Origin of the sequence: Microbacterium sp., from assembly GCF_041641055.1 — a bacterium.
Classification (GTDB): Bacteria; Actinomycetota; Actinomycetes; order Actinomycetales; family Microbacteriaceae; genus Microbacterium.
Genome location: NZ_JBEPZB010000039.1, coordinates 1 through 23,565 on the forward strand (window position 1 = coordinate 1; position 23,565 = coordinate 23,565).

Below are 23,565 nucleotides of genomic sequence, written 5' to 3' on the forward strand. Positions count from 1 at the left end.
TGCGGTCGAGGTACTGCGCGCGCATGTCGCGATCCGAGACCACGCCGGTGATCTGGAGCATGCGGTCGGCGAGGGTCGACTTGCCGTGGTCGATGTGCGCGATGATGCAGAAGTTGCGGATCTGCGTCGAAGGCGTCGCGGCAGGCTGAAGCGGAGTGAGGGAGCGTGGTGACATGTCCCGTCGATTCTACGGTGAGGCGCCCCTAATGCTCGATTCGCCGAACGCGGTGATATTCTGCCGAGGTTGCCCGGGAGCAATCCGTGACACCGGATCCCGCAAGCGATAAGACTCAGTCACAGACCACGTGCAGGCGTCGTGTCGCGCAGATCGGCGGATGGTGATTGACTGTCTTCCCGGCTCAGCGTTGCGTCGGCGGATCCCGTGCGCGCCTGTAAAAGAGAAAGAATCAACACCTTGATCAAGTATCTGTTGCGCCGATCACTCGGCTGGCTGCTCATGATCGTGGTCGCGACGAACATCACGTACTTCCTGGCCTGGGGATTCCTCGATCCCCGCAGCAACTATGTGGGACGACGTCCGCCACTCACCGAAGAGCAGATCGTCCACACCCTGGCACCTCGAAACCTGAGTGACACGGTCCCCCTCATCGAGAGGTGGTGGACCTGGCTCAGCAACATCGTGCTCCGCTGGGACTGGGGCGTCAGCCCGACCGGCGGATCGGTCAACGAGCAGGTGGCGTACCGCATGTGGGTCAGTGCCGAGCTCGTCCTCGGTGCGACGATCCTCACCACCGTCCTCGGCATCGCGCTGGGTGTCTACACGGCCTCGCGTCAGTACAAGCTCGCCGACCGCATCGGCCAGGCCACCAGCATCATCACGATGAACATCCCGATCGTGGTCGCCGCGTTCGGCATCGTGCTGCTCGCGATCGCGCTGAACGACGCGACAGGCGTCCGGATCTTCTACGTGACAGGCAATGCGAGCAGGGGCGTCGAGGGGTTCTTCCCCGTGCTCATAGACGTGCTCCAACATCTCACACTGCCGACGATCTCTCTCGTGCTGATCGGCTACGCGGGAATCCACTTCCTGCAGCGCTCGCTGCTGCTCGACAACATCGGCGCCGACTACGTGCGCACGGCTCGCGCGAAGGGCCTGACCAAGCAGCAGGCCATCCGCAAGCACGCGCTGCGGACCTCGCTCATCCCGGTCGCCACGCAGGTCGCGTTCACCATTCCCGCCGTGTTCACCGGTGCGGTCCTCACGGAGACGATCTTCGCCTGGAACGGCATGGGCAAGTACTTCATCGATGCCATCACCAAGAACGATGTCCACGGCACCGTCGCCATCGCAGCCTTCGGCGCGGTGCTCACCGCGATCGGCGCAATCCTCGCCGACGTCGCCGTGGTGGTGCTCGATCCTCGAGTGAGAGTGAGCTGACATGACCTCCGAAATGATCGACCCCACGGTCGAGCCGGCGACCCCTGTCGTCTCGGGGCCCGAGACGGAGCGCGTCGCGACCAGGCGCCTGTCGAAGTGGACGCTGTACTCTCGCCGATTCGCCCGCAACAGGGGCGCCCTCGCCGGACTCGTCATCTTCGTACTCCTGGTGCTGTTCGCCATCTTCGGGCCGATGATCGCACGCTACGACCACGTCGAGCTCGACTTCCTCGCGCTCAGCACCGGGCCGACGGCCGAGCACTGGTTCGGGACCAACAACGCCGGCAACGACCTGTTCGCGCAGGTCGCCGTCGGCCTGCAGCGGTCGCTCATGATCGCCGTCTCCGTGTCCGTCGGCGTGACGATCGTGTCGGCGCTCGTCGGCACGGCTGCCGCCTACTTCGGCGGTTGGACCGAGCGCATCACGCTGCTCGTCATCCACTTCATGATGGTGATCCCCAGCTTCCTGATCCTCGCGATGATCTCGAACAAGTCCGGTGGCGACTGGCGCGTGATCGCCCTGATCATGATCTTCGTGATCGGCTGGTACTTCCCGGCTCGAGTGATCTGGACGCTGGCGCTCTCCCTCCGCGAACGCGAGTACGTCAGCGCTGCGCGCTACATGGGTGTGAGCGGCATGCGGATCGTGGTGCGGCACCTGCTGCCGAACATCGGCTCGCTTCTGGTCATCAACTTCACCCTCGGGGTGGTCAACGCGGTGGTCGCCGAGACCGGACTCTCGTTCCTCGGCTTCGGCGTGAAGATCCCCGACGTCTCCCTCGGTGCGCTCATCGGCGCCGGATCGAGCTCGCTGATCACCTCGCCCTGGCTGTTCTACTTCCCTGCGGCGGCGCTGACGCTGCTGACCGTCTCGATGGCACTCATCGCCGATGGTCTGCGCGACGCCCTCGATCCCACTTCTGCCGCTGGAGGCCGAGCATGAGCAACGTACTCTCCGTCCGTGACCTCAGGGTCAGCTTCGCATCGGAGGCCGGACGCGTGGATGCCGTGCGCGGCGTCTCGTTCGACCTCGAGGCAGGAAGGACGCTCGGCATCGTCGGCGAGTCCGGCTCGGGCAAGTCCGTCACCTCGCTGGCGATCATGGGCCTGCTCGACGAGAACGCCAAGGTCACCGGCTCGATCGTCTACGACGGCCAGGAACTCCTCGGGATGAGCGACAAGCAGCTCTCGGTGATCCGCGGGAACGGCATGTCGATGGTCTTCCAGGACCCTCTGACCTCGCTCACCCCCGTCTTCACGATCGGCGACCAGCTCATCGAGGCTCTCACCGTGCACCGCGGCCTGAGTAAGAAGGATGCCTGGGATCGCTCGGTCGAACTGCTGAAGCTGGTCGGGATCACCGAGCCGGAGCGACGGATGAAGTCGTTCCCGCACGAGTTCTCGGGCGGAATGCGGCAGCGCGTCGTGATCGCGATCGCGATGGCCAACAACCCGAAGCTCATCATCTGCGACGAGCCGACGACAGCCCTCGACGTCACCATCCAGGCGCAGATCCTCGACCTGATCGAGAAGGCGCAGCTCGAGACCGGCGCCGCGGTGATCATGATCACCCACGACATGGGCGTGGTCGCCCGAACCGCCGACGACGTCATGGTGATGTACGCGGGCAAGCCTGTCGAGCAGGCGCCCGTGCACGAGCTTTTCCACCGGACGCGGATGCCGTACTCGATCGGCCTCCTGGGCGCGATCCCGCGAGTGGACAAGGCGGAGAAGGTTCCGCTCACGCCGATCAAGGGGAACCCGCCGCTCCTGATCAATCTCCCGGATGCCTGCCCGTTCGCGGACCGCTGCCCGATCGTCATGGACGCGTGCCGCGCCGGAGAGCCTGAGCTGCTGCCGGTGGCGACGGGCTCGGGCGACGCGCATCGCGCCGCCTGCATCCGCGTGCACGAGATCGAGGACGGTGGCCTCATCAACGGTCTCCCGGTCTACCCCCTCCGCGAGGTGCCGGAGAGCCCGCTGACCCGCGTGCCGCGGGAGGAGCGCCCCATCACGCTCGAGGTCAAGAACCTCACGAAGACGTTCCCCCTCCTCAAGGGGGCGTTCCTCAAGCGCAAGGTCGGTGAGGTGCACGCCATCAAGGGTGTGAGCTTCGACGTCCGCGAGGGCGAGACCCTGGCCATCGTCGGCGAGTCCGGCAGTGGGAAGACGACGACGCTGCTGCAGATCATGGACATGGTCAAGCAGACCGAGGGCGACATCATCATCGCCGGCACGAGCGTCAACGACATCCGCAGCCACAAGGTGGAACGCGAGCTGCGCCGGGACATCCAGATCGTCTTCCAGGACCCGATGGGGGCCCTCGACCCGCGCATGACGGTCGCCGACATCATCTCGGAGCCGCTCTTCGCGATCGGCACGCCGAAGGAAGAAGCTCACCGGCGGGTCGACGAGCTCATGGACCTCGTCGGACTCAACCCTGCGCACAGCGACAGGTTCCCGCAGGCATTCTCCGGCGGTCAGCGTCAGCGCATCGGCATCGCTCGCGCGCTGTCGACGAACCCGAAGATCGTGGTGCTCGACGAGCCCGTGTCTGCGCTCGACGTGTCGATCCAGGCGGGTGTCATCAACCTGCTCGACGAGCTCAAGGCGAAGCTGGGACTGTCGTACCTCTTCGTCGCGCACGACCTCTCCGTGGTCCGTCATATCGCCGACCGTGTCGCCGTGATGTACCTCGGTGATTTCGTGGAGCACGGCGATGTCGACGACGTGTTCGAGAACCCGCAGCATCCGTACACCCAGGCGCTGCTGTCGGCCATCCCCGTCCCCGATCCGGACATCGAGCGCACGCGTCAGCGAGTGATCTTCGACCCGGACTCCATGACGACACGACCGATCTCGGTCTGAACGGACGTCCTGTTCCGCTCAGATGACGCGTGGGTCACTGTCCGATAACGGTTAGGCAGTATTCACTTTCGTCCGATGTGGCACGGCTCCAGCCGAACTATTCTTCCCTTTATGACACGCCGAAAGGCGAAAGGAGCACCATGAAGAACAAGAAGTTGTTGGGGGCGATCGCGATCAGCGGCGTCCTCGCACTCGCCCTCGCGGGTTGCGCGAGCGGTTCCGCTAACAACGGCGGCGGGGACAACGGTGAAACCGTCGAGACGAAGGCTGCTGACTACAACCCGCAGCCTCGGGAGAACCTGAAGGAGGGCGGCGAGGTCAACTTCGAGATCAACGAGGTTCCCGAGCAGCTCAACGCCTTCAACAGCGACGCCAGCGCGGACACCGCCCGCCTGTGGTACTACTTCATGCCGCAGCTGCTCCTGGTCACCCCTGAGGGTGAGGTCAAGAAGAACGACGCCTACCTCGACGTGTATGAGATCGGCGAGAAGGACGGCAACACGACCGTCACCTTCACCTTCACCGAAGAGGCGCACTTCAACGACGGCACGGCCATGGACTGGACGGCCATCGACGCGACGTGGAAGGCCAACCGCTCGTACGAAGAGGGCTTCAACCCCAACGCGACCGACGGCTACAAGCAGGTCACCTCGGTCGAGCAGGGCGATTCGGCCAAGACCGCAGTGGTCACCTTCGACGGCATCTACGCATGGCCGTCGATGGCGTTCCTCACCGGTGGCGTCCTGAACCCGAAGCACGCTGACGTCGAGACGTTCAACAACGCCTACATCGGCAACCTCAACGCCGAGTGGGGCGCTGGCCCGTACACGGTCGACGAGTTCGACGCGAACGCCGGCTTCGTCTCCTTCAAGCCCAACCCCGAGTGGTGGGGCAACGCTCCCCTCCTCGACAAGGTGACCTTCACGGCCCTCGAGGACGACGCGGCGATCAACGCCTTCAAGAACGGCGAGATCGACCAGGTCGAGGCCGGCAGCGAAGAGCGTCTGAAGCAGGTCGAGGATGTGGACGGCGCCGTCGTGCGTCGCGCGCAGCAGACCGCCAAGACGGTTCTGATGGTCGATGGCGACAAGCCGCAGTTCGCCGACCTCGAGGTCCGCAAGGCTTTCTTCATGGGCATCAACATCGATCAGCAGAAGCAGATCGCGTGGAACGGTCTCGGCTATGAGGAAGAAGCAGCCGGATCGCTCAACATGTACTCGTTCCAGGACGGCTGGAAGGACGCGTTCGGCGAGGCTGGTCTGAAGTACGACGTCGACGGCGCCAAGAAGCTGCTCGACGACGCCGGCTGGGTCGAAGGCGAAGACGGCATCCGCGAGAAGGACGGCCAGAAGTTCACGGTCGTCTACCCGATCTTCAGCAACAGCCCTGTGCAGGAGGCGCTCGCGAAGTCGCTCCAGGCGCAGCAGAAGGAGATCGGCATCGACGTGCAGATCGAGGTCCGTGCGTCCGCTGACTTCTCCGACGACTTCACGTCGAAGAACTGGGACATCTTCGGTCTCCGCTTCACCGACTCCGACCCGTTCGGACCGGCCTGGATGTGCCAGATCTACTGCTCCGACAGCGGTCTGAACCTGTCTGCCACCGGAAACGCGGACATCGACAAGATGATCGCCGACGAGGTCGAGTCGCAGAAGGACGCCGAGACCTGGACCAAGGCGGCCATGGACCTCGAGCCGAAGATCATCGAGGAGACCTGGGGCGTCATCCCGCTCTACAACGGTCCGTCGATCTACGTCACCCAGGACGGTCTGGCCAACCTGACCCCGGAGCCCTACGTGGGTCTGGACCTCTTCGGAGTCACTCCCGTCGAGGATCTCGGCTGGGAGAAGTAACAAACGCAGCAGTCGAAGCGGGGTCGGTGGTTCATCCACCGGCCCCGCTTTCTCTATGTCGTGCGAATCAGCCGCTGAGAGAGTCCGAGCCGCTCCATGCGCAACTGTCTCCCGACCAGACAGGACCAGCTTTTCGTCGTATTCACGTCCGCGCGCCATCTTGGTACTGTGACGGCCATCTGACATACGAACCGGAGGTCACAATGCAGTCGAAGAACGGACGTCGTCGCACCGCAGCCCTGGCGGGAGTCGCGCTCACCCTCGCCCTCGTGGCTGTCCCCGCCGTGAGCGCCTCCGCTGCATGGGATATCGAATGCGGCGGATGCGGAAACTACAAGGGTGGCGGCGGCACGATCATCATCAAGCCCAGACCTCGATAGGGTGCGGGCAGTGGGCGAAGCGGGGTCGGTGGTTCATCCACCGGCCCCGCTTTCTCTATGCTGAACGCGTGAGCGTCCAGATCGTCCTCGTGCACGGCATCCGCACGTCAGCGACGATGTGGCGGTCGCAGCTCGCGTTCCTCGAGGAGCAGGGCATACCGGCGACCGCCGTCGACCTCCCCGGGCACGGCACGCGGATGTCCGAGGACTTCACGCTCCACGAGGCTCTGCACACGATCGACGTCGCGGTGCGGGATGCGGCGACGAGAGGCCCGGTGCTGCTCGTCGGCCATTCGATGGGCGGCCTGCTGTCGCTCGCCTACGTGGGCGGAGCGGACACCCCGCAGGTCGCCGGACTCGTGGCTGCCTCCTGCACCTCACTCCCCCGCGGTGCCGGCCTCTCGGCCTACCGGGCGATCGCCCGAGCGGTCGATCGCCTGCCGGATCGAGGAATGTGGATCACGAAGCGGATCCTCGCGGCCACGATCCCCGAGGAGACGCGCTTCGACTTCGCAGCGGGAGGCTACGCGCTCGACACTCAGGACACGGCGCTGCGGAGCCTGTCGACCCTCGACCTCGCGACCGCGGTGGCGAGGATCAGGGTCCCGCTCTGGTTCGTCAACGGGCAGTGGGATCAGCTGCGCGTGAACGAAGCGCTCTTCCAGCGGCTCGCTCCCCAGTCCGAGCTCATCATCGTCCCGCGGACGACGCACCTCGTGACCGCGATGCGGCCGCAGATCTTCAATGCGGTGCTGCGTCTCGCCGTTGCGACGGTCGAGAGCGGGTCGGCTGCGGCAGTCACGGATGCGGCGGTCACGGATGCGGCAGCGGAGCTCGAGCGGGTTGCTTCGCGAGAGCAGTGAGCGCGCCCCCGACGAGTGACAGCACCGCGGCCGCTGCGAAGACCAGCCAGAACCCGCCTACGAGAGCCACCAGCGCCGCCCCGAGCACGGGGCCGATGAGCTGACCGAGAGCGGCAGTCACCGAGACGATGCCGAGATCGCGGGCATGGTCCTTCTCGTCCGGCAGCAGATCGGCCGCGAACGCGAGTCCGACTGTCGAGAACGCGCCGTAGCCGAGCCCCATGAGGGCTGCGGCCACCATCGTCGCCTCGAAGGTCGGCACCACGGCGATCACGACGCCGGACGCCGCCTGGACGACGGTGGCGGCGATGGTCAGCGTGCGCCGGTTGCCGGTGCGATCCGAGAGGATGCCGGTGATCACCGACGCGATCACCACGAACACCGTGTAGACCACGATCAGGAGCAGCAGGTTGTCCTCGGCATCCGCCTGCTCCTGGTGCAGCCCGTGCAGGAGGAAGAACAGGAAGAGTGCGGTGCCGAGAGCGTTGCCGATGTTGGTCACCAAGCGGCCGGAGAGCATCCAGGCGAAGTCCCTGTCGCGGAGGGAGGCGAGCAGGTGGCGATCCCGCGGCTCGTTCCGCGGTGTTGTCGCTTCGGAGGCCGCAGGGTCGGGGAGCACGAGTGCCGCGGCTGTCCCGACGACGGCGATGACCGCGGCGAGCAGCAGGTAGCCCTCTCGGATGCCGAGGCCGAGGAGTACCACGAGTCCGACGCCGAGGACGATCCCGACAGCCTGTCCGGAGCCGACGGCAGCGGATGCCGCGCCCCGCTGCGTCACCGGGAGCTGATCGGCGATCAAGGCGGTGAAGGCGGCAGCCGAGACGGCCGCTCCGATCATCACCCCGACCCAGGATGCGCCGACGGCCCACGGACCCTCGCTGAACCCGGTGAGCACGAGGAAGGCGGCCGTGAACAGCGCTCCCCCGATCGCCCACGGACGGCGACGGTGACGTCCGACGCCGGCGCGGTCGGAGAGGGCGCCGGCGACGGGTCCTGCGACGATTCCGGCGAGTCCGCCGATCCCGAGCACGAGGCCGGACGATACGACGCCCGAGATCCAGTCCTCATCCGCGGTGTTGAGCTGGAGAGGGAGCAGCAACTGGATCGGTGTGAGCTGCACCGTCCAGATCGCCAGCCACGCCAGCGTGAACACGGTCATCCACCGGGCACCCACTCGCCTCACGGCGGACCCGGACGGAGCGGGCGGGAGGGCAGGGCGCATGTCGCTCCTTGACGTCGGTGACGCGACGATGGCGTCGGGATACTGATGATTGTGCACCCCAGGGCCGCACGAGCGCGACGTTTAGGGTGATCGGCCCGAGTGCTGGTAGAGTTGGTTCTTGGCTTGCGTGTGGGTTCTTCCCTCACGACCGCCGAGTGGAAGCCCTCTTCTTCTGCCGGCATTTCCTAACAACTCCGTACAGAAAGCGTCCACACGTGGCAATCATCCACCAGAACCAGGCTGCGAACCGCAAGTCCTCCATCGCCAAGCAGGTCTCCGCTCTCTGAGCCGATTCCACGCCTGACGGTGTGACAAGAGCCCGTCCCGTTCGCGGGGCGGGCTCTTTCGTGCGCCATGGACATCATGCCGTGTCGGGCCGGGCCCTCGTGTCGGGCATTGTTGTGTCACGCGCCGGTGGTGCCATTCGAGATGACGCGACGCGTCGGCCCGACGGCGGCGCGATGCTACTCGCCGAAGGGCTGACGGGTGGCGATGACAGTCAGCATGCGCTCGAGCGCGAAGATCGGGTCGCGTGCCGCACCCTTGACCTCGGCATCCGCTCGGGCCGTCGCCTGGATCGCCATTCCGAGCGAGCGCTCGTTCCAGCCGGAGAGGTCGCGCCGAGCACGGTCGACCTGCCAGTCCTTCATGCCGAGTCTCTGGGCGAGCTGTCTGCTGGGCTCCCGGTTGCCTGCGACCCGAGCCATGGTCCTCAGCTTCATCGCGAAGGCGGCGACCATCGGCACGGGGTCCGCGCCGGAGGCGAGGGCGTGCCGCAACGCCACGAGTGCTTCACCGTAACGACCGGCGATCGCCGTGTCGGCGACGACGAACGCCGAGACCTCGACGCGGCCGCCGTAGTACTTGGTGACGACGTCTTCGGTGACGTCTCCCTCGACGTCGCCGATGAGCTGCTGGCATGCGGCGGCGAGCTCGGTCAGATCATCGGCGAATGCCGAGACGAGTGCGCGGAGCGCGGGCGGTGCGATCCGCTTCTTCGCCGCCGTGAACTCACCCGCCGCGAAGTCGACGCGATCGCTGTCGCGCTTGATCGCGGCACACGGGATCTCGATGCCGTCGCCGGCGCCCCCGCGCAGAGCATCGAGCAGCTTCTTGCCCCGGACGCTCGCACCGGTATGGCGGAGGATGACGGTCGCACCCTCCTGAGGGTGCTCGAGGTACGACACCGCCTCCTGCAGAAAGGCATCGGAGCACTTCTCGACCCCCGAGACGCGCACCAGACGCGGTTCGCCGAACAGAGACGGAGATGTGAGCGAGAGGAGTGTGCCCGGCGCGTAGTCGTCGGCGCGGACGTCGGTGACCTCGAGCGCCGGATCTTCGGCACGCAGGTAGTCGCGGACCCCGGCGATCGCCCGCTCGGCGCAGACCTCTTCGGGCCCGAAGACGAGGACCACCGGAGCAGGGCGCGGATCTCGCCAGGACACCTGCGGAATCTTCGCCGCCTTGGCACCTCCACGAGCGGGGGTACGAGATGCGGCCATGCACTCAGCCTACCGGGGGCGGCAGACGTCGCTCCTCGTCGTGCGCCCGGAGGCCACCTCCACCTCACGGGGGCCGCTTCTCGGTCCAGAACTGCAGGTCGCCGTCGCTCAGCCCGACCAGCAATCGGCCCTGCTGATCGGTGCGCAATACGGAGGCACCGGTCGCCCCGAGCAGGTCGAGGGTCTCGATGCGCGGATGACCATAGTCATTCCCTGCCCCTGCACTGAACAGCGCCACGGTCGGTCGCAGATCGGCATACAGCTGCGCGTCCTGATCGGCGCTGCCGTGATGGGCCACCTTGACAACGGCGTAACCCGCGGAGATCGGAGCGGCGCGCGCCAGCATCCGCTGTGCCTCCGCCGACAGGTCTCCCAGGAACAGGGAGCGCGGCACCTCGGCTCCGCCGATCTCGACCACGACGCTGGAATCGTTGCCCGGCGGGAACGCTCGCAGATCTCTTGTGGGCCAGAGGACCTGCCAGGAGGCTCCACCGAGCTCACCCCGCAGACCCGCGTAGGCCGTGGTCACCGTGGCTCCCCCGTCGGCGAGGCGTCGGAGGATCGCTTGATCTCCGCTGTCGCCCGCCGGTCCGTGCAGAACGACGTCGGCCATGCCCTGGACGGCATCGACGCCACCGACGTGATCAAGGTCGAAATGAGTGAGGACGAGCAGATCGATGCGAGTCACTCCCAGACCTCTAAGGCAGTCGGCGAGTGGCGCCGGGTCCGGTCCGGTGTCGATCACCGCGATACTCCCCTGCGAACGGATGACGAACGCATCGCCCTGCCCGACATCGCAGGCCGCCACCGCCCAGCCATCAGGGCTGGTCGCGCCGGCCAGAGGACCCCGCAGGACGACCTGAGCGCAGCCGAGCGCCAGCACCACGGCGAGGATCGCACCGGAGGCGGCTCGGGCGGCCGGGATCGCTCGCAGACCGTTCGTCAGGATGACGCCCGCTGCCAGACTGACGATCCCGACCACCGTGGCGCTCAGCAGACCCGGCACGACCAGGACCTGAGCGAACGGGAGCGCGGCCGTCAGATGCGCCGTCTCGGCGATCCAGGCGGCGGGGAGCCAGGCGGATGCCGTGAGAACGTCCGCCAGGACCGGAACGGGCGCCGTGAGACAGGCAAGCAGGCCGATGACCGTCGCGAGTGGAGCCGCGGGCGCCGCGAGCAGGTTCGCGACGAGCCCCACGAGCGATTGCTGCTCCGCGAACAGGGCGATGATCGGGCCGCACGCGAGCTGGGCCGCTGCGGGCACGGCGATGGCCAGTGCGAGCGGCCTCGGCATCCATCGACCGAGTCCCTTTGCGAGCGGTGGCGCGAGCAGGATCAGCGCCCCGGAGGCCACGGTGGACAGCGCGAACCCGGGAGTCGAGGCGAGCCATGGGTCGGCGATGAGGATCGCGACGACGCTGAACGCGAGCATCCCCGCCCCTGCGCTCGGGCGTCCGATCAGGACGGACACCATCGCGACCCCAGCCATGACGGCCGCCCTGATCACACTGGGCTCGGGGGTGACCAGTACGACGAACCCGGCCAGCCCGGCGCCGGCACTGATCACCCGGACCGCGCGCCCCGCCCCGCACCACGCGGCGAGCCAGAACACCGCGCCGACGACGATCGCGCAGTTCGCCCCAGATATAGTCTGTTATGGAGGTGGCTATGGCAAGCCTGACCGTGCGCGAGTATTTGCGCGTATCCAAGGATCCCCGCGGAACCGGGAAAAGCCCTGATCAACAACACCATGAGAACGTCAGATCGTTCGAACAACAGGGCTGGGTACTGCACCCGTCCGCACCGTACCGCGATACAGATCGCAGCGCGAGCCGCTACGCGAAGCGGCACCGCGAGGATTTCGGGCGTCTGATCTCCGACCTCGAGGAGAACGCCTTCGATGCCGATGTGCTCGCGATCTGGGAGTCGAGCCGAGGCTCTCGTCGCGTCGGCGAGTGGGTCGATCTGATCGACCTTTGCAAAGAACGCGAGGTCCGGATCTGGGTGACTACGCACGGGCGACTGTACGATCCGGCGAATGCACGCGATCGACGCACGCTTCTGGAGGACGCGGTCGACGCGGAGTACGAGTCCGACAAGACGTCCGAGCGCATCCGCCGCAACGTACGGGCTGCAGCAGAGGCAGGTCGGCCGCACGGAAAGAACGTGTATGGCTACCAACGCGTGTACGACGTCAAAACTCGAGAGCTACTCCGCGTAGATGAGCATCCAGAGCAGGCGGCAATCGTTCGTGAGGCTGCACGGCGCGTGCTGGCGGGCGAGTCGTTCTACGCAATCGCGAAGGATTTCAACCTGCGCGGCATCCCACCGCGCCGCCCTACGCGTGTCGAGCATCGAAAGAACTACGGCTGGACTCCCCCCGCGGTCAAGCAGATGCTGACCATGCCGGCTTACGCGGGAAAACGTCAGCACCAAGGCAAGATTGTGAGCGAGGCATTGTGGCCCGCGCTGATCGAGCCCGAGGCGTGGCAGAAGCTACAGTCGGTAATCTCACCACAAGACCGCAAGCGAGCGAACGACTGGCCGGCGAAGCACCTGCTGTCCGGCATCGCTCTTTGCGGAGTCTGCGGAGCACCGATGCGACTCGGCAAGCAAAACGCAGGCACCAAGAAGGTCGATCCGAGTGGGGCGTCTATCCCTCGCGACGTGTACGGCGCCTATGTCTGTTCGGGGATTCCCGGTCGCCCCGGCCCGGATGGCAGGAAGGGGTTCCACGTCGCCATGCGACAGGAGCACCTTGAGCAGATTGTGACTGAAGTGCTCCTTGCACGGCTGGAGCGTCCCGACTTCCTCGCAACGATCGGCGACCGTGGTGACGCCGCCAACAGCGAACGCGATGCGCTTCTCGCCGAGATCGCCGGATATCAGGCATACCTCGACAAAGTTCGGGAGGAAGCAGCGGCACTCCTCCGCTTCGACATCCTCCTCGACCAAGAAGCGCGCATCGAACCGAAGATCCGAGCAGCCCAGGCAAAGCTTGAGAAGCTGTCAGAGATAGACCCGTTCGTTCTCGCACTACTGTCTGGTGGAGCAATCCGGATGGAGTGGAGCTCGCTCAAACTCGCGGAGCAAAGAAGAATGGTCCGTGCGGTGATGGCTCCACGCGTCAACCGCATCGGCAAGGGATGGCGCGGTCGCAAAGGCCTAAACTTCGAGCGCGTCGAGCCCGGATGGCGCTAACACCGATTGCCGTACAGCTTCGCAAGCGACGTAGCCGAAGCTCGTGTGGTGGTCACACGAGACGCCGGACGGTGCTGGACGTCGCACCTGGTCTGCTAGTGATTGCCTCAGCCACACCGCTGTAGCGGAACAGCACCGCTATCGAGGCAGCTCGCTACGTCTCGCTACGCCTCGCTCCCTGAATCACTGTGATCTTGGGACGTTGTAGCAATGTAGCGATGTAGCAGAACAAAGTTGAACATCGGTTTTCATGCGCTGTCGACACAGCGCACTCGTCCGCTCGTGAACCACTGCTACGCCGCTACATCGCTACACCTGACCACACGCCGCGGCTTGACGCACCTTGTGGTGTAGCTAACATCGTGGATTGCAACGCTACGCCGCTGCTACAGGCTGACTTTCCTTCTTCCCGGGTTGGACGATTCTGCCGTTCGGCTCGAACGTTGCGGGCTGTTCACGCATGATCAGAAATGTCCGTGGGTACTGCTACCGTGGTCAAGCTCGACAAACTGCCGAGTGCACAACTCCACATCTAGACCGCGCCGCCGGCAGGCGTCGCGGCGAATTACACATGCGACCCCGTCAGGGGTGCGGAACGCAACGTTTGGCTGACCTGCTTCCAGAACGACGAGCCCCACACGTAGAAAGCCCCTGGCAACGGGGGCAGGACAGCAGCTCTGGCTAAGCTACTATCCGATCAGACAAGCCCCGAACTTAGAAATGATCTGACGTTGTGCTCCTACTCCATAGGAGCATTTGATGCCTCTCGCATCCACCAACCTCATCAATCTCCCCGAGGCAGCCGCACGCACCGAGTACGGTCTCTCTACCCTTCGACGCCACATCAAGTCCGGCACCATTCCAGCTGTGAAGCTGAAAGGGCGCATATACGTGCGCCCTGAAGACCTCGACGCTTTCGCGGCTCCCGAGCCGGTTCACGTGCCCGATGTCACGCTCCAGGCATGGGCCGCGCAGATGGCCGCCAAGGCACCGGCGTTCCGACCAGAGCAGCGGAGCATCATCATGTCCGCGTTCGCTTCGGCATTGGGCGGTGAGTGATTCCGTGACGGCAACAGAAAACCGCCCCGTCAACGACAGGGCGGCTCTCGAAGAGTTTCGCGGCTCTACCGACGAACTTAACACCGCCACTCAGGACGGCTCGCGGCGCCCAGCGCGGAAAGTGTTGCCGGCGTTCACTCCTACTTCGCAGGAGACCATTGTCGAGCAAACTGTGAGCGCCTACCTGACGAGCATCGTCGACGACCCTGGTGTCGATCTTCGTGCCGTGCGAGACACCCTCATTCGTCGGATCAACGCCGAGTTCGACATCGAGAACCGGGGACGCAAGGATAGCGGATCCTTCCTGCCGCCGATCAGGAAGGTGCAGGTCCTGGACGAACACACCGCCGCCATGGTGCTGCTCGCCCGGCATCGGATCGTCGCTGTAGATCTCGCAGAGGGCGAGGCTGATGACTTGACGGAGCTCGCTGTCTACGTCGCCTATGGCGAGAACGCTGGCACATATTCTGCGTCCAAGACTCGCATCAAGAGCCTCGTGAGCGATCTGCGGCCGTCGGCCACCGCCGGCACCATCGAGTCCACCTATGCGCGACTCAGAATCCATGCCCCGGTCGTGACGAGAACCGTTGAGCCCCACCTCATCCCCGTAGCGAACGGCGTCTTCGATCACGCTCGCCAGACCCTCCGCGAGTTCTCTCCGGACTGGGTGTTCCTCTCGAAGTTCCCCGTCGACTATGTCCCGACGGCCGCGAATGAGGTCATCATCATGCCGGACGGCGAGGAATGGGACGTCGAGTCATGGATCAAGAGCCTCAGCGATGACGAGGGCGTGCCTGAGCTTCTTTGGGAGATCATCAGTGCCGCAGTGCGTTCGCATGCGCCTTGGAACAAGGCGATCTGGTTCATGTCGGAACGCGGAAACAATGGCAAGGGCACTCTGATTCAGATGCTCCAGAACCTCCTCGGGACTAAGGCATGCTCATCGATTCCGTTCGCCGAGTTCGGCAAGCCGTTCCTGCTTGAGCCTCTTCTGTACTCGCGTGTCAATCTTGTCGACGAGAACGACGTAGGCAAGCTGGCCGATAGCCTCGCGGCGTGGAAGGCGTTTGTCACTGGAGACGCCATCACGCTTGACCGAAAGCACAAGACACCCGTGAAGTTTCGTTGGCGCGGCCTCGACATCCAGTGCCAGAACTCGACGCTGCAGAGGACAAAGGACCGCTCGGGGTCTTTCTACCGCAGGCTTCTAGTCGTGCCCTTCGAGAAGTGGTTCGGGGAGGGCGAGCGCAGGTACATCAAGACCGACTACCTCGCGCGCCCGGAGGTGTTGCGATACGTCTTGAAGCGGGCCCTCGAGATGACACACACGACGTTGTCGAACCCCGATGCCTGCCAACGTGCGCTCGAGAACTACCAAGGCGACAACAACTACCTTCTGGCTTTTTGGCTGGAGTTCGAGACGGATTTTGTCTGGGACCTGCTTCCATACCGCTTCTTGCACGCGCTCTATTGCGAGTGGCTCCGCCGAGTGAACCCCAGCGGACGCCCTGAGAGTCAACCTGCGCTCACCGCATTCTTGTCCGCGCATCTGGCAGGTTCTGAGGAGTGGGACGCCAAGCGGTCCGCCACTCGTCCAGGCACCGGGATGGCGATGCCAGAACCGCTCATCGATCAGTACGGGCTGGACGAGTGGACGAACAGCACATACACGGGCTCTGACCCCGCAAAACGATGCATCGTGAGCCCGCTCAAGGAAAACTACAAAGGCCTCGTACGTCGCACGCACAGCACCGTGGGGAAGGATAACCGAGAACAGTTGACCGTTTAACCGGTCGCGGGCAACCTCATCAATGGCAGCGAGGTCGAGAGGCGCTGCCCGGCGCGCGACCCCAGCTCCTTGCGCAGTCCTTCGGCGATGGCCGCCCCGTTGCGAACCAGCGGAGCGGCCATCGGCGCGAGCACCCTCCAACGCCCGGTCGGGCGTTGGAGGCTGACGGAGCGCCAGCTCTGACGTGAGGGCCCGAGGCGCGCCCAGTGTCGAGGGTGAGGCTTGCGCGACGGAAGAGCATAGCGACACCTGAAGCGCATGACTCAGAGGCGTCGGCTACGCCGACCACCAAGCAAGATTCCGACCGAGCGAGGCGAGGGTGGAAACGTAGCGCGGTGCCACCTCCCCTTATGCTCTTTCACCCTTTTACGCCAGTTTCGAGCTTCAGCGAGAAAACGGCTCCAGATTTGCTGCTTGATCGGGGGAAGATGCTCTCGACAGAGTCTCTGTTGACAGAGCGATTCCGGACGAAGGATGGGAGCGCTCTGTCAACAGAGGGGTCAGATTCCCCCGGAAAGACGCGGCTCGGCTGTCAACACGGTTTCGAACGAAGTGGCACCGTGTTGACAGCCGGAGCGCGACGCTCTTTCAGCTGAGCAGCACCTAGTCGGGAAAAAGGATCGGTACCACCATCACTGGTACCAGTCAGGAATCCGTAGGACCCGAAGGGCTGACTGGTACCAGTGGCACTCCTTTTTCCCGGGAAGTCGGGGGTCGACTGGTACCGGTGTTTGGAACGAAGTGGCACACCGGTACCAGTCGTGGAGCGAAGCGACGAGAGGGGAGCGCAGCGGACCGGTACCACCCCCGACGCGGCCGCCCGGAGGCGGTCGCATTGGTCCTCAAGCAGCGCAGGCTGCAGCTGTGCTGCGGCCTCCTTCTGACGGCTGTCGTACCATCGATGGGGTCGACGAAGGAGAGCCCGTCGGACGCCGTCGACAGGAGCGCAGCGACACCGTTGAGCGCTTCCTTTGACCCATCGGTCGCGACTTTGGAGTGACCAGGACACCACCTCGGCGAAGCGGAGGTGGTCGCAGAAGCGGGCACGTCGTCGGTCTCCGACCGAGACTCCTTCAGGGTGCGCAGCCGTCCCGCGCAGTACCTCATCGGACACTGCGCCGCGTCGGAGAACCCAGCTCGCAGGAGCCCAGAAAACACTGCGGAGAACTCGTCTCAGAACCCCGCCGGTGCCGTCCTCCACTCGCACAGAATCGACACTGGCTACGTGGTCATAGAGGCATTCCTCAATGACCTTCGGAGCGGATTGAAGCCAACGTTTCATCGGTGTCCCGTTCTGAGACAAGGGCTACCCGCTCTCACGTCATGGGGTGGACGAAACCAGCTGGGGGCGGCGAAGGCGACCACGTTGCCAACGCATACATGCGCCGGGGGTAGCAGCCTCGGGGATGCCTCACGATCCCCCGCGCTCCGCCGCCGGAAGGTCACCGTTCGGTCTTCGTCCAGCTTGGTTCTCAACGAGACATGAGCGGCCAGGCAGCACGGGATCGCAGGTGATCGACCGAGGGTCCACCGCACGCCACAGTCTTCGATCATCTAACGGCTGCAGTGGCGGACCGCGCAGGAGGAGGCTGCTGAGTGACGCGGCCACGGACACAGCGACGGGGTATCTGGAGACCTACGCCCCGGTGCATACCGTGCCCCGGGGCGAGCCCAGATCGCTCTCCGCTCTCGCCCTTTTCCCACTTCGCACATCTGAAACCGACGCTGAGCGCAGGAAAATCGATACCGCCATGTGACCGTTTCGCGGTCACTATCCGGTCAATTAACGGAATCGCGTTGCCGCAGAGTGACCGGAAACTGACCAGTAAGCGGCCTCATAACGGACCGACCAGAAGAACCGAGGCTCCGTCCGAGGAAACTGACCCCGAAACCAGCATCGTGACCGAGAATCGGTCACGATGCGGCCACCGCGCGGGCACAATGCGGGACACGCACTCGATATCGCCTCTGAGGCCGGGCTGGACGCCCGTCTGTGGACGCAAAGTGACCGGGGCGTGACCGCCAGCGGGCCGGAACGCGGTCACTACTGCCGGGACGACCTCCAGAGTCGCCAGAGCGAAGCGCCGGCGAAAAAGAAGAACCCCTCGCTGCCCGAAGGAAACGAGGGTTCCAAGAAGTGTGAGTGGAGCTCAGTCCTGAGCGGGCACCGTCAGGAGGTAGTCCTCGAGCGCGAGGGTGAACTGATCCTGCTGCTCGACGGGCGTGCGCTGCGCGGCAAAGGAGAGCCCGACTCTACCGTCGCTGGAGACGTAGGCGCTGCCGGTGGCCATCAGCCGCTCGGCACCTTCGGGGCTCGGCAGGATGGCGATCGACACCTGCTCCGATGTCAGGAACTCGGCGCAGTCCCACATGTCGTCGTCGCACCAACCCTTGGCTGTGTTGTCACGAGGATCCTCGACCACGAGACCTGCGGTCTGGAAGTAGTTCACCAGCTGCAGCGCCGGAGGGAACTCCGTTGGGACAGGCTCGACCGTGGTGTCCGAGGGCGCCGGCGTGACTTCGTCGACAGCGCTCGCCGACGGCGAAGAGGAGGGCTCGGCGGCCGAGTGAGAGTCGGGTGCGGAGCATCCGGCGACGACGGCGACGAGAAACAGAGCGCCGAGTACTGGCGCGAGGCGAGTGCGGAGCATGAGTCCTGTATATCGGAGTGGCCCGGCTGAAAAGAAGAACCTCGCCACTCGAAGTCGACTAGGGCTCAAAAGGTGGAATGAGGGTTCAGGGTGCTTCCGCGAACTCCATACTCTCGGCGCCGAGGCGCCCGGGTGCGGCGCCACCCTCTGCCGGACTTGTCGCGCGGGTCCATCCGGACGAGGCCCGTGTCCTGGAGGCGAAAGACGACCAGCATGGCGGCAAGGAGCTCGGTCGACGTCGAGCCGGCTGACCGTGGAGCAGCCCCTGGCACTGACTTTCCTATGTATTTGCCGTGAAACCCACACCAGCTTTCCTTCGACGTTCCAGACGCCCGAGCCCAAGAAATCATTAACTGCAATTAATCAAGGCTCCCTCACCGCGGTCAACGCTGGCTCACCCTGTATTCGCCAGCAACCACAAGGAGACCTCCACGCGGTCACCACCCGAGCTACGGCCATCAGTGACCGCAAAGTGACCGGAATCTGGCCACAGAGTGGCCAGATTCCGGTCACTCTTTACCCCCTTTTCGGGACCACAAGCCCCAGATCAGGCGGAATTAGCTGTCTTGCGTGACACGACCCACTCCCCTAGCCTCCGAGCCATGAACGAACACTCAGCCCCCCGCTATGAAGAACACCCATCCGCGTCGACAGGCGCCGGCGCTGTTTCTGCCGAGTCAGCGGACTCCGCTGCGCTTGAGGCCCTCGGCGCGGCCCTCACCGCACTGGTCTCCGACAGCCATTGGTTGATCACCGGGCTAGCAGAGGTCGCGCTGTCACTTCGCCCTGTCGCGGCTGATGCCATGACGCCCGAGCAAGAAGACTCGCTTATCCGTTCGGGTGCCTTCACAGAGAAAGAGCTGGCGGCGACCAAGCTGGACGTAGCCCGCGGGGCTCTCCAGTTGAGTGCACTCGAGAATTTTCTGACCCACGCATGCCAGACCATGTCTCTCGATCAGGCCTGCGGCATCTTGCGTCTCGATCCCGCCGACGCAATAGCGCAGGCATCCGCGAAGGAGCTCCTAGCGGTCGAGATCGGTGGAGCGCCGCGTTTCCCGAGCTGGCAGTTTGATCTTCGATCGGCATCAAAGCGCCTACCCGGACTCTCCGAGATTCTTCACGCTGGCGCGTGGCGCGGCTGGATGGGGTTGTCGGCGCTCATGGCGGTACGACAGAGCGACCTGATTGGCGAGGGCCCGATGACGCCCCATGCATGGCTAAGCGACGGCGGGCCGGTCGAAGACGTGATCGCGCTCGCGAGGGAGGAAGAGTATTGAGCATCGACAGTGCGGATCTCAGCCCGAAGATCTCTAACGAATACGACCTGGAGACGGTGATCGCGGCGAACCCAGGGCTGCTAGGCGAGCACCTCTTCATCATCGGTCGCCAAGTGCCCGTCGCGAACGGGCGAATAGACCTCCTCGCCATCGACGCCCGGGGACGCCTCTGGGTGCTTGAGCTCAAGCACGGAGCGACCACAGCTTCTGTGCTGGGCCAAGTCGCTTCGTATGCGCGCTCGATCTCATTGCTCGACTTTCGAGCGCTCAAGGCGCGAGTAAGCCCCTACTGGCATCACGCGAGTGTTGAGACGGCATTCGAGCAACACTTTGACCGCCAGTTCCCGAGAAAGAAAACCGGCCCGGTTCGGCTTGCGATCATCGCGCGCTCGATCGATGAGATCACAGAAAGAGCGGTTGCAGCCCTCACCAGACCCGCCCTCCCCATCCAAACCTTCACATACGCCGAGCATCGCGGATACATCGAGATCGTTGAGTGCGGTGTCAACGCACCTCCCAACCCACCACGCAGATCCACACAACTCCTCCCTTCTATTTCAGATCGCGGGAGGCGCTCACCGACTGCGAGCACGAACGAAGATCTTCGAGCATTCTGGAACGCGTACTCGAACTCCTTCGTGTGGGACTTCGTGCCTACAACATTTGCCCATCTCGTCTACCAGCACTGGCAACAAGAAGAGGCAGGCGAGAGACGATACCGTCGGGATTACCACATCGGCCACTTTGGAAAGACGCTGACGCAGATCGTCGATGGGTCCAGACGCTGGGTACACGACAAGAGCGAGGTCGGGGCGCGGCTAAGCGCATACGAGCCTCTTGTCGAGCTTGTTCCTTCATGGAGCCAACCGAGTCCGAACGCGCGACTGAGCGGTTACGTCCGGCTACGCTCGCGAAGGCGCACGACGCGAGCACACCTTACGCAAACGCGGCGATCGGCCGAGGCGCGAGCCCTCGAGGGGCCGCAATGAGACAGCGAGATCCTCGAGATCGGGCGCACGCCGGTTACAGGCTACGTCCGCGATGCCGTTGCCGTTGGCCCCAAATCGCCTCGCGTCGGAATCGACAAGTCGACGTTGATCACGACAGATTCCCAATCGCTGCGCTTCCCGGTCGACGCTTTAGGGGATGGAGGTCCTTTGCGGCATGCAGCAAACGGATCTGATTTCTCTAGGTGAAGAGGATCTCTATCGCGTCTGCGGCAAGAGTATCGTTGCCATTCTCGTGGCACTCCAGCCAGCTTTGTGACCGCCGCCCCATGATGGCGTCCTGAGCAGGCTCATTCGTTCATGACCTCTCTGCAATCTAAGCTCGATGTGCACGGAAAACCCATCGCGCCAAGCGTGTGACTAGCCGTCGGCCTCGATCCGACTCGAATCGCGGATCTGATCCGATTCGACGCGACGCGACGCGGTGTGCCTGCCGGCGGCGTGTGGCGAGACCTAGATGCGCAACCGGGCGGCTCGACACGCGCCCGACTTTCCGAGCCGTCTATTGTCGACGATCCGATAAGTCGATCTGCGGGCTCCCTTCGGGAGCGTCACCCACCGGAACTGACAGGTCAATGCGGGTTGTTCAGATCGTAGTGAATGACGGTCGACTCGAGATCACTCTCTTCCCCGTTTGAACGTCGCGCGTCGTCAAGGCGCACTGCGGCGTGTCGCAAACAGATTCGATTGAGTTGACCCAGCTCGCGTCGCGCGGTCACGTACGGGCCAGCTATCTCCGGTGTGATCGGCACGCCCTCAGCCATGTGCGCTTCGAAGATTCGACGTTGCGTTTCCATAACCTCCTCCGCAGCCGCGCGGTACTCGAGGGCAGCTTGCGGATCACTATCAGCGAGCAGCAACCGGTCTTCAAAGTTTGTACCCATCTAACGATCCTACGAGCCGTGCCGCCGATCGAATTGTCGACCCCGGCAGTGCGAGTACCGTCACACCGGGAAAGAGCAGCGCCGACGAAAGGTGCATCGGGGCCTGCGGTGGGCGAGCAGGCCATCAGTTCGCTAACCTCGCGATTGCAGGCGCTCTCGAGCTGAACCGCTGTGTCCACCACTCGCTCGAAGAGGATGCTGCGCCAACGCTCCATATCCCGCTGAAAGCAGATCGCCGAACGGAACATCCACGCTCTAGGCCTCGGGATCCCGGCGTTGCGACGCCGAAAGACAGGAGCTCCCCCGAGCGGCCGAGTATGGTCTCTGCCATGTGCGGCCGATTCGCGAACGACGCCAAGACCGATGAACTGATCCGAGAGTATGTCGCCGATGGCGGCAAGCCTGAGGACTGGTGGAAGTCGTGGGCCGGCGCCTACTCGGTGGCTCCGACCCAGAGCGCACCCATCGTGCGCGACCGCGGCGAGGGCCGGATCCTCGAGCTCGTGCGCTGGGACTGGCAGAAGCCGGCGAACCGTCCCAAGGGCGGCCCGGTCATCAATGCTCGCATGGAGAAGCTCGCTCAGGGCTTCTGGGCACCCGCCTTCTCTGCGGCCAGGTGCATCGTTCCCATGCGCGGCTACTTCGAGTGGACGGGCGACAAGACGCCGAAGACCCCGCACTTCCTTCACGGCGACGGACTGCTCTCTGCTGCCGGTCTCACCTGGTCGATGGAACTGCCCAGCGGCGAGAAGTCGCGCTGCTTCGTCGTCATCACCCGCGAAGCGCGCGATGCCAGCGGCGAGGTGCACGACCGGATGCCCGCGTTCCTGACGCCCGACACCTGGGATGCCTGGCTCACACCGGAGAAGCTCACCGGTGACCGGAAGACGGAGACGTTGGCGATGCTGGAGCACACCTCGAGCCACGTCGCCTCCACCATCCGCGAACACATTGTCGACCGAAAAGTCAGCAATAGCCGCACCGTCGACCCCACTGACCCGACTCTCCTGGAGCCGGTCGCCTGAACGGAGACACCGTGACCGACCCACAAGAGCAGGCGCGTCTCGCACGTCTCCAGGAGATCCGAGAGGGCATGGAGGAGCTTCGGATCGAGGCTCTCGCGGAGCGCGGAGGCAAGACCTTCACGACCGAGGAGACACTCGAGTTCATCCGGCGACAGGATCTCGCCGCAGACACGATGGCGAGCTGGGTTGCCGAGGGACTGGAGCCGGATCCGGCAGTCCCGGAGCGAGTCCAGTCATACGTCGACGGAGATGTGGCGATCGAGGGGCTAATCGAGCAGGCGAAGCGACGCGCAAGCGCGGGGTCATAAGCCTGGGCGTCCCTCGGGTCGCCAGCCCCCTCAGGATGCCGCGCCACTGTGTCGGTCCCGCGCGGCCTCGAAACCCGATAGAATATGGCTCTGAAAACATTTTTGAGAGGAGGCGACATGACGAACGCATCAGTTCTCTTGCGCGCCGCCCGAAAGAGCCGCGGCCTCACACAGAAGGATCTCGCCCAACGGACCAACGTCGACCAGGGCCGAGTGTCGCGATTCGAAAGCGGTCGCGAGGCCGAGTTCAGCACCATCGAGCGCTTCCTCAGCGGCA

The 23,565-nt window shown here is 64.5% G+C and carries 20 protein-coding genes; 14 read left to right on the top strand and 6 right to left on the bottom strand.

Going from position 1 to position 23,565, the window contains the following annotated elements; translation table 11 throughout:
* The coding region (locus tag ACESK8_RS16370; RefSeq protein ID WP_372969598.1) for a GTP-binding protein at positions 1-175 on the bottom strand (175 nt) is incomplete at its 3' end.
* A 240-nt stretch (positions 176-415) separates the two neighbouring features.
* On the opposite strand from ACESK8_RS16370, the gene ACESK8_RS16375 reads away from it, so the two are divergent.
* The 6 genes from ACESK8_RS16375 to ACESK8_RS16400 all read left to right on the top strand — a co-directional run bounded on the left by ACESK8_RS16375 (position 416) and on the right by ACESK8_RS16400 (position 7,363).
* Positions 416-1,399, top strand: coding sequence for an ABC transporter permease (locus ACESK8_RS16375; RefSeq protein WP_372969581.1), 984 nt, complete (start codon positions 416-418; stop codon positions 1,397-1,399).
* A gap of 1 nt (position 1,400) precedes the next feature.
* Positions 1,401-2,342, top strand: coding sequence for an ABC transporter permease (locus ACESK8_RS16380; protein ID WP_372969582.1), 942 nt, complete (start codon positions 1,401-1,403; stop codon positions 2,340-2,342).
* Entirely contained in the window at positions 2,339-4,267 is a 1,929-nt protein-coding gene (locus ACESK8_RS16385; protein WP_372969583.1) for a dipeptide ABC transporter ATP-binding protein, read from the top strand. The genes ACESK8_RS16380 and ACESK8_RS16385 overlap by 4 nt, the downstream gene beginning before the upstream one ends.
* A gap of 140 nt (positions 4,268-4,407) precedes the next feature.
* Complete coding sequence (locus tag ACESK8_RS16390) at positions 4,408-6,120, top strand: ABC transporter substrate-binding protein (RefSeq protein WP_372969584.1); 1,713 nt, start codon at positions 4,408-4,410, stop codon at positions 6,118-6,120.
* Positions 6,121-6,323: 203 nt separating this feature from the next.
* Positions 6,324-6,500, top strand: coding sequence for a hypothetical protein (locus ACESK8_RS16395; protein WP_372969585.1), 177 nt, complete (start codon positions 6,324-6,326; stop codon positions 6,498-6,500).
* A 68-nt stretch (positions 6,501-6,568) separates the two neighbouring features.
* The gene (locus ACESK8_RS16400; RefSeq protein ID WP_372969586.1) at positions 6,569-7,363 is read left to right on the top strand and encodes an alpha/beta fold hydrolase; all 795 of its coding nucleotides are present in this window, start codon (positions 6,569-6,571) and stop codon (positions 7,361-7,363) included.
* Here ACESK8_RS16400 and ACESK8_RS16405 read toward each other — a convergent pair.
* The 3 genes from ACESK8_RS16405 to ACESK8_RS16415 all read right to left on the bottom strand — a co-directional run bounded on the left by ACESK8_RS16405 (position 7,314) and on the right by ACESK8_RS16415 (position 11,735).
* A complete protein-coding gene (locus tag ACESK8_RS16405; RefSeq protein WP_372969587.1) occupies positions 7,314-8,585 on the bottom strand; it encodes an MFS transporter in 1,272 nt (423 codons plus the stop codon). The two genes, ACESK8_RS16400 and ACESK8_RS16405, sit on opposite strands and share 50 nt — an antisense overlap.
* A gap of 464 nt (positions 8,586-9,049) precedes the next feature.
* Complete coding sequence (holA, locus tag ACESK8_RS16410; protein ID WP_372969588.1) at positions 9,050-10,087, bottom strand: DNA polymerase III subunit delta; 1,038 nt, start codon at positions 10,085-10,087, stop codon at positions 9,050-9,052.
* Between the two features lie 64 nt (positions 10,088-10,151).
* The gene (locus ACESK8_RS16415; protein WP_372969599.1) at positions 10,152-11,735 is read right to left on the bottom strand and encodes a ComEC/Rec2 family competence protein; all 1,584 of its coding nucleotides are present in this window, start codon (positions 11,733-11,735) and stop codon (positions 10,152-10,154) included.
* Positions 11,736-11,755: 20 nt separating this feature from the next.
* On the opposite strand from ACESK8_RS16415, the gene ACESK8_RS16420 reads away from it, so the two are divergent.
* From ACESK8_RS16420 to ACESK8_RS16430, 3 genes are all read left to right on the top strand, one after another.
* Positions 11,756-13,288 (top strand): recombinase family protein, encoded by a 1,533-nt coding sequence (locus tag ACESK8_RS16420; RefSeq protein ID WP_372969589.1) that lies wholly within the window; start codon positions 11,756-11,758, stop codon positions 13,286-13,288.
* A gap of 759 nt (positions 13,289-14,047) precedes the next feature.
* Positions 14,048-14,347: a helix-turn-helix transcriptional regulator gene (locus tag ACESK8_RS16425; RefSeq protein ID WP_372969590.1), complete on the top strand. Its 300-nt coding sequence runs from the start codon at positions 14,048-14,050 to the stop codon at positions 14,345-14,347.
* Positions 14,340-16,136 (top strand): phage/plasmid primase, P4 family, encoded by a 1,797-nt coding sequence (locus tag ACESK8_RS16430; protein ID WP_372969591.1) that lies wholly within the window; start codon positions 14,340-14,342, stop codon positions 16,134-16,136. The genes ACESK8_RS16425 and ACESK8_RS16430 overlap by 8 nt, the downstream gene beginning before the upstream one ends.
* Positions 16,137-18,286: 2,150 nt before the next feature.
* Here ACESK8_RS16430 and ACESK8_RS16435 read toward each other — a convergent pair.
* Complete coding sequence (locus ACESK8_RS16435; protein ID WP_372969592.1) at positions 18,287-18,787, bottom strand: hypothetical protein; 501 nt, start codon at positions 18,785-18,787, stop codon at positions 18,287-18,289.
* Between the two features lie 602 nt (positions 18,788-19,389).
* On the opposite strand from ACESK8_RS16435, the gene ACESK8_RS16440 reads away from it, so the two are divergent.
* The gene (locus ACESK8_RS16440; RefSeq protein WP_372969593.1) at positions 19,390-20,064 is read left to right on the top strand and encodes a hypothetical protein; all 675 of its coding nucleotides are present in this window, start codon (positions 19,390-19,392) and stop codon (positions 20,062-20,064) included.
* On the top strand, positions 20,061-21,053 hold the full coding sequence (locus ACESK8_RS16445) for an endonuclease NucS domain-containing protein (protein ID WP_372969594.1): 993 nt from the start codon (positions 20,061-20,063) through the stop codon (positions 21,051-21,053). The genes ACESK8_RS16440 and ACESK8_RS16445 overlap by 4 nt, the downstream gene beginning before the upstream one ends.
* A gap of 590 nt (positions 21,054-21,643) precedes the next feature.
* Here ACESK8_RS16445 and ACESK8_RS16450 read toward each other — a convergent pair.
* A complete protein-coding gene (locus tag ACESK8_RS16450; RefSeq protein WP_372969595.1) occupies positions 21,644-21,955 on the bottom strand; it encodes a hypothetical protein in 312 nt (103 codons plus the stop codon).
* A 329-nt stretch (positions 21,956-22,284) separates the two neighbouring features.
* Here ACESK8_RS16450 and ACESK8_RS16455 point away from each other — a divergent pair, with 329 nt between their 5' ends.
* From ACESK8_RS16455 to ACESK8_RS16465, 3 genes are all read left to right on the top strand, one after another.
* Complete coding sequence (locus tag ACESK8_RS16455; protein WP_372969596.1) at positions 22,285-22,980, top strand: SOS response-associated peptidase; 696 nt, start codon at positions 22,285-22,287, stop codon at positions 22,978-22,980.
* An 11-nt stretch (positions 22,981-22,991) separates the two neighbouring features.
* Positions 22,992-23,288 carry a hypothetical protein gene (locus tag ACESK8_RS16460; RefSeq protein WP_372969597.1) on the top strand — a complete coding sequence of 99 codons (297 nt, stop codon included), beginning with the start codon at positions 22,992-22,994 and terminating at the stop codon, positions 23,286-23,288.
* A 117-nt stretch (positions 23,289-23,405) separates the two neighbouring features.
* The coding region (locus ACESK8_RS16465) for a multiprotein-bridging factor 1 family protein (RefSeq protein ID WP_372969600.1) at positions 23,406-23,565 on the top strand (160 nt) is incomplete at its 3' end.

Coding starts and splice junctions, on each gene's coding strand:
- ACESK8_RS16380 (WP_372969582.1), top strand. CDS start 1,401: ATGACCTCCGAAATGATCGACCCCACGGTCGAGCCGGCGACCCCTGTC.
- ACESK8_RS16385 (WP_372969583.1), top strand. CDS start 2,339: ATGAGCAACGTACTCTCCGTCCGTGACCTCAGGGTCAGCTTCGCATCG.
- ACESK8_RS16390 (WP_372969584.1), top strand. CDS start 4,408: ATGAAGAACAAGAAGTTGTTGGGGGCGATCGCGATCAGCGGCGTCCTC.
- ACESK8_RS16395 (WP_372969585.1), top strand. CDS start 6,324: ATGCAGTCGAAGAACGGACGTCGTCGCACCGCAGCCCTGGCGGGAGTC.
- ACESK8_RS16405 (WP_372969587.1), bottom strand. CDS start 8,585: ATGCGCCCTGCCCTCCCGCCCGCTCCGTCCGGGTCCGCCGTGAGGCGA.
- holA (WP_372969588.1), bottom strand. CDS start 10,087: ATGGCCGCATCTCGTACCCCCGCTCGTGGAGGTGCCAAGGCGGCGAAG.
- ACESK8_RS16420 (WP_372969589.1), top strand. CDS start 11,756: ATGGCAAGCCTGACCGTGCGCGAGTATTTGCGCGTATCCAAGGATCCC.
- ACESK8_RS16425 (WP_372969590.1), top strand. CDS start 14,048: ATGCCTCTCGCATCCACCAACCTCATCAATCTCCCCGAGGCAGCCGCA.
- ACESK8_RS16435 (WP_372969592.1), bottom strand. CDS start 18,787: ATGCTCCGCACTCGCCTCGCGCCAGTACTCGGCGCTCTGTTTCTCGTC.
- ACESK8_RS16440 (WP_372969593.1), top strand. CDS start 19,390: ATGAACGAACACTCAGCCCCCCGCTATGAAGAACACCCATCCGCGTCG.
- ACESK8_RS16450 (WP_372969595.1), bottom strand. CDS start 21,955: ATGGGTACAAACTTTGAAGACCGGTTGCTGCTCGCTGATAGTGATCCG.
- ACESK8_RS16455 (WP_372969596.1), top strand. CDS start 22,285: ATGTGCGGCCGATTCGCGAACGACGCCAAGACCGATGAACTGATCCGA.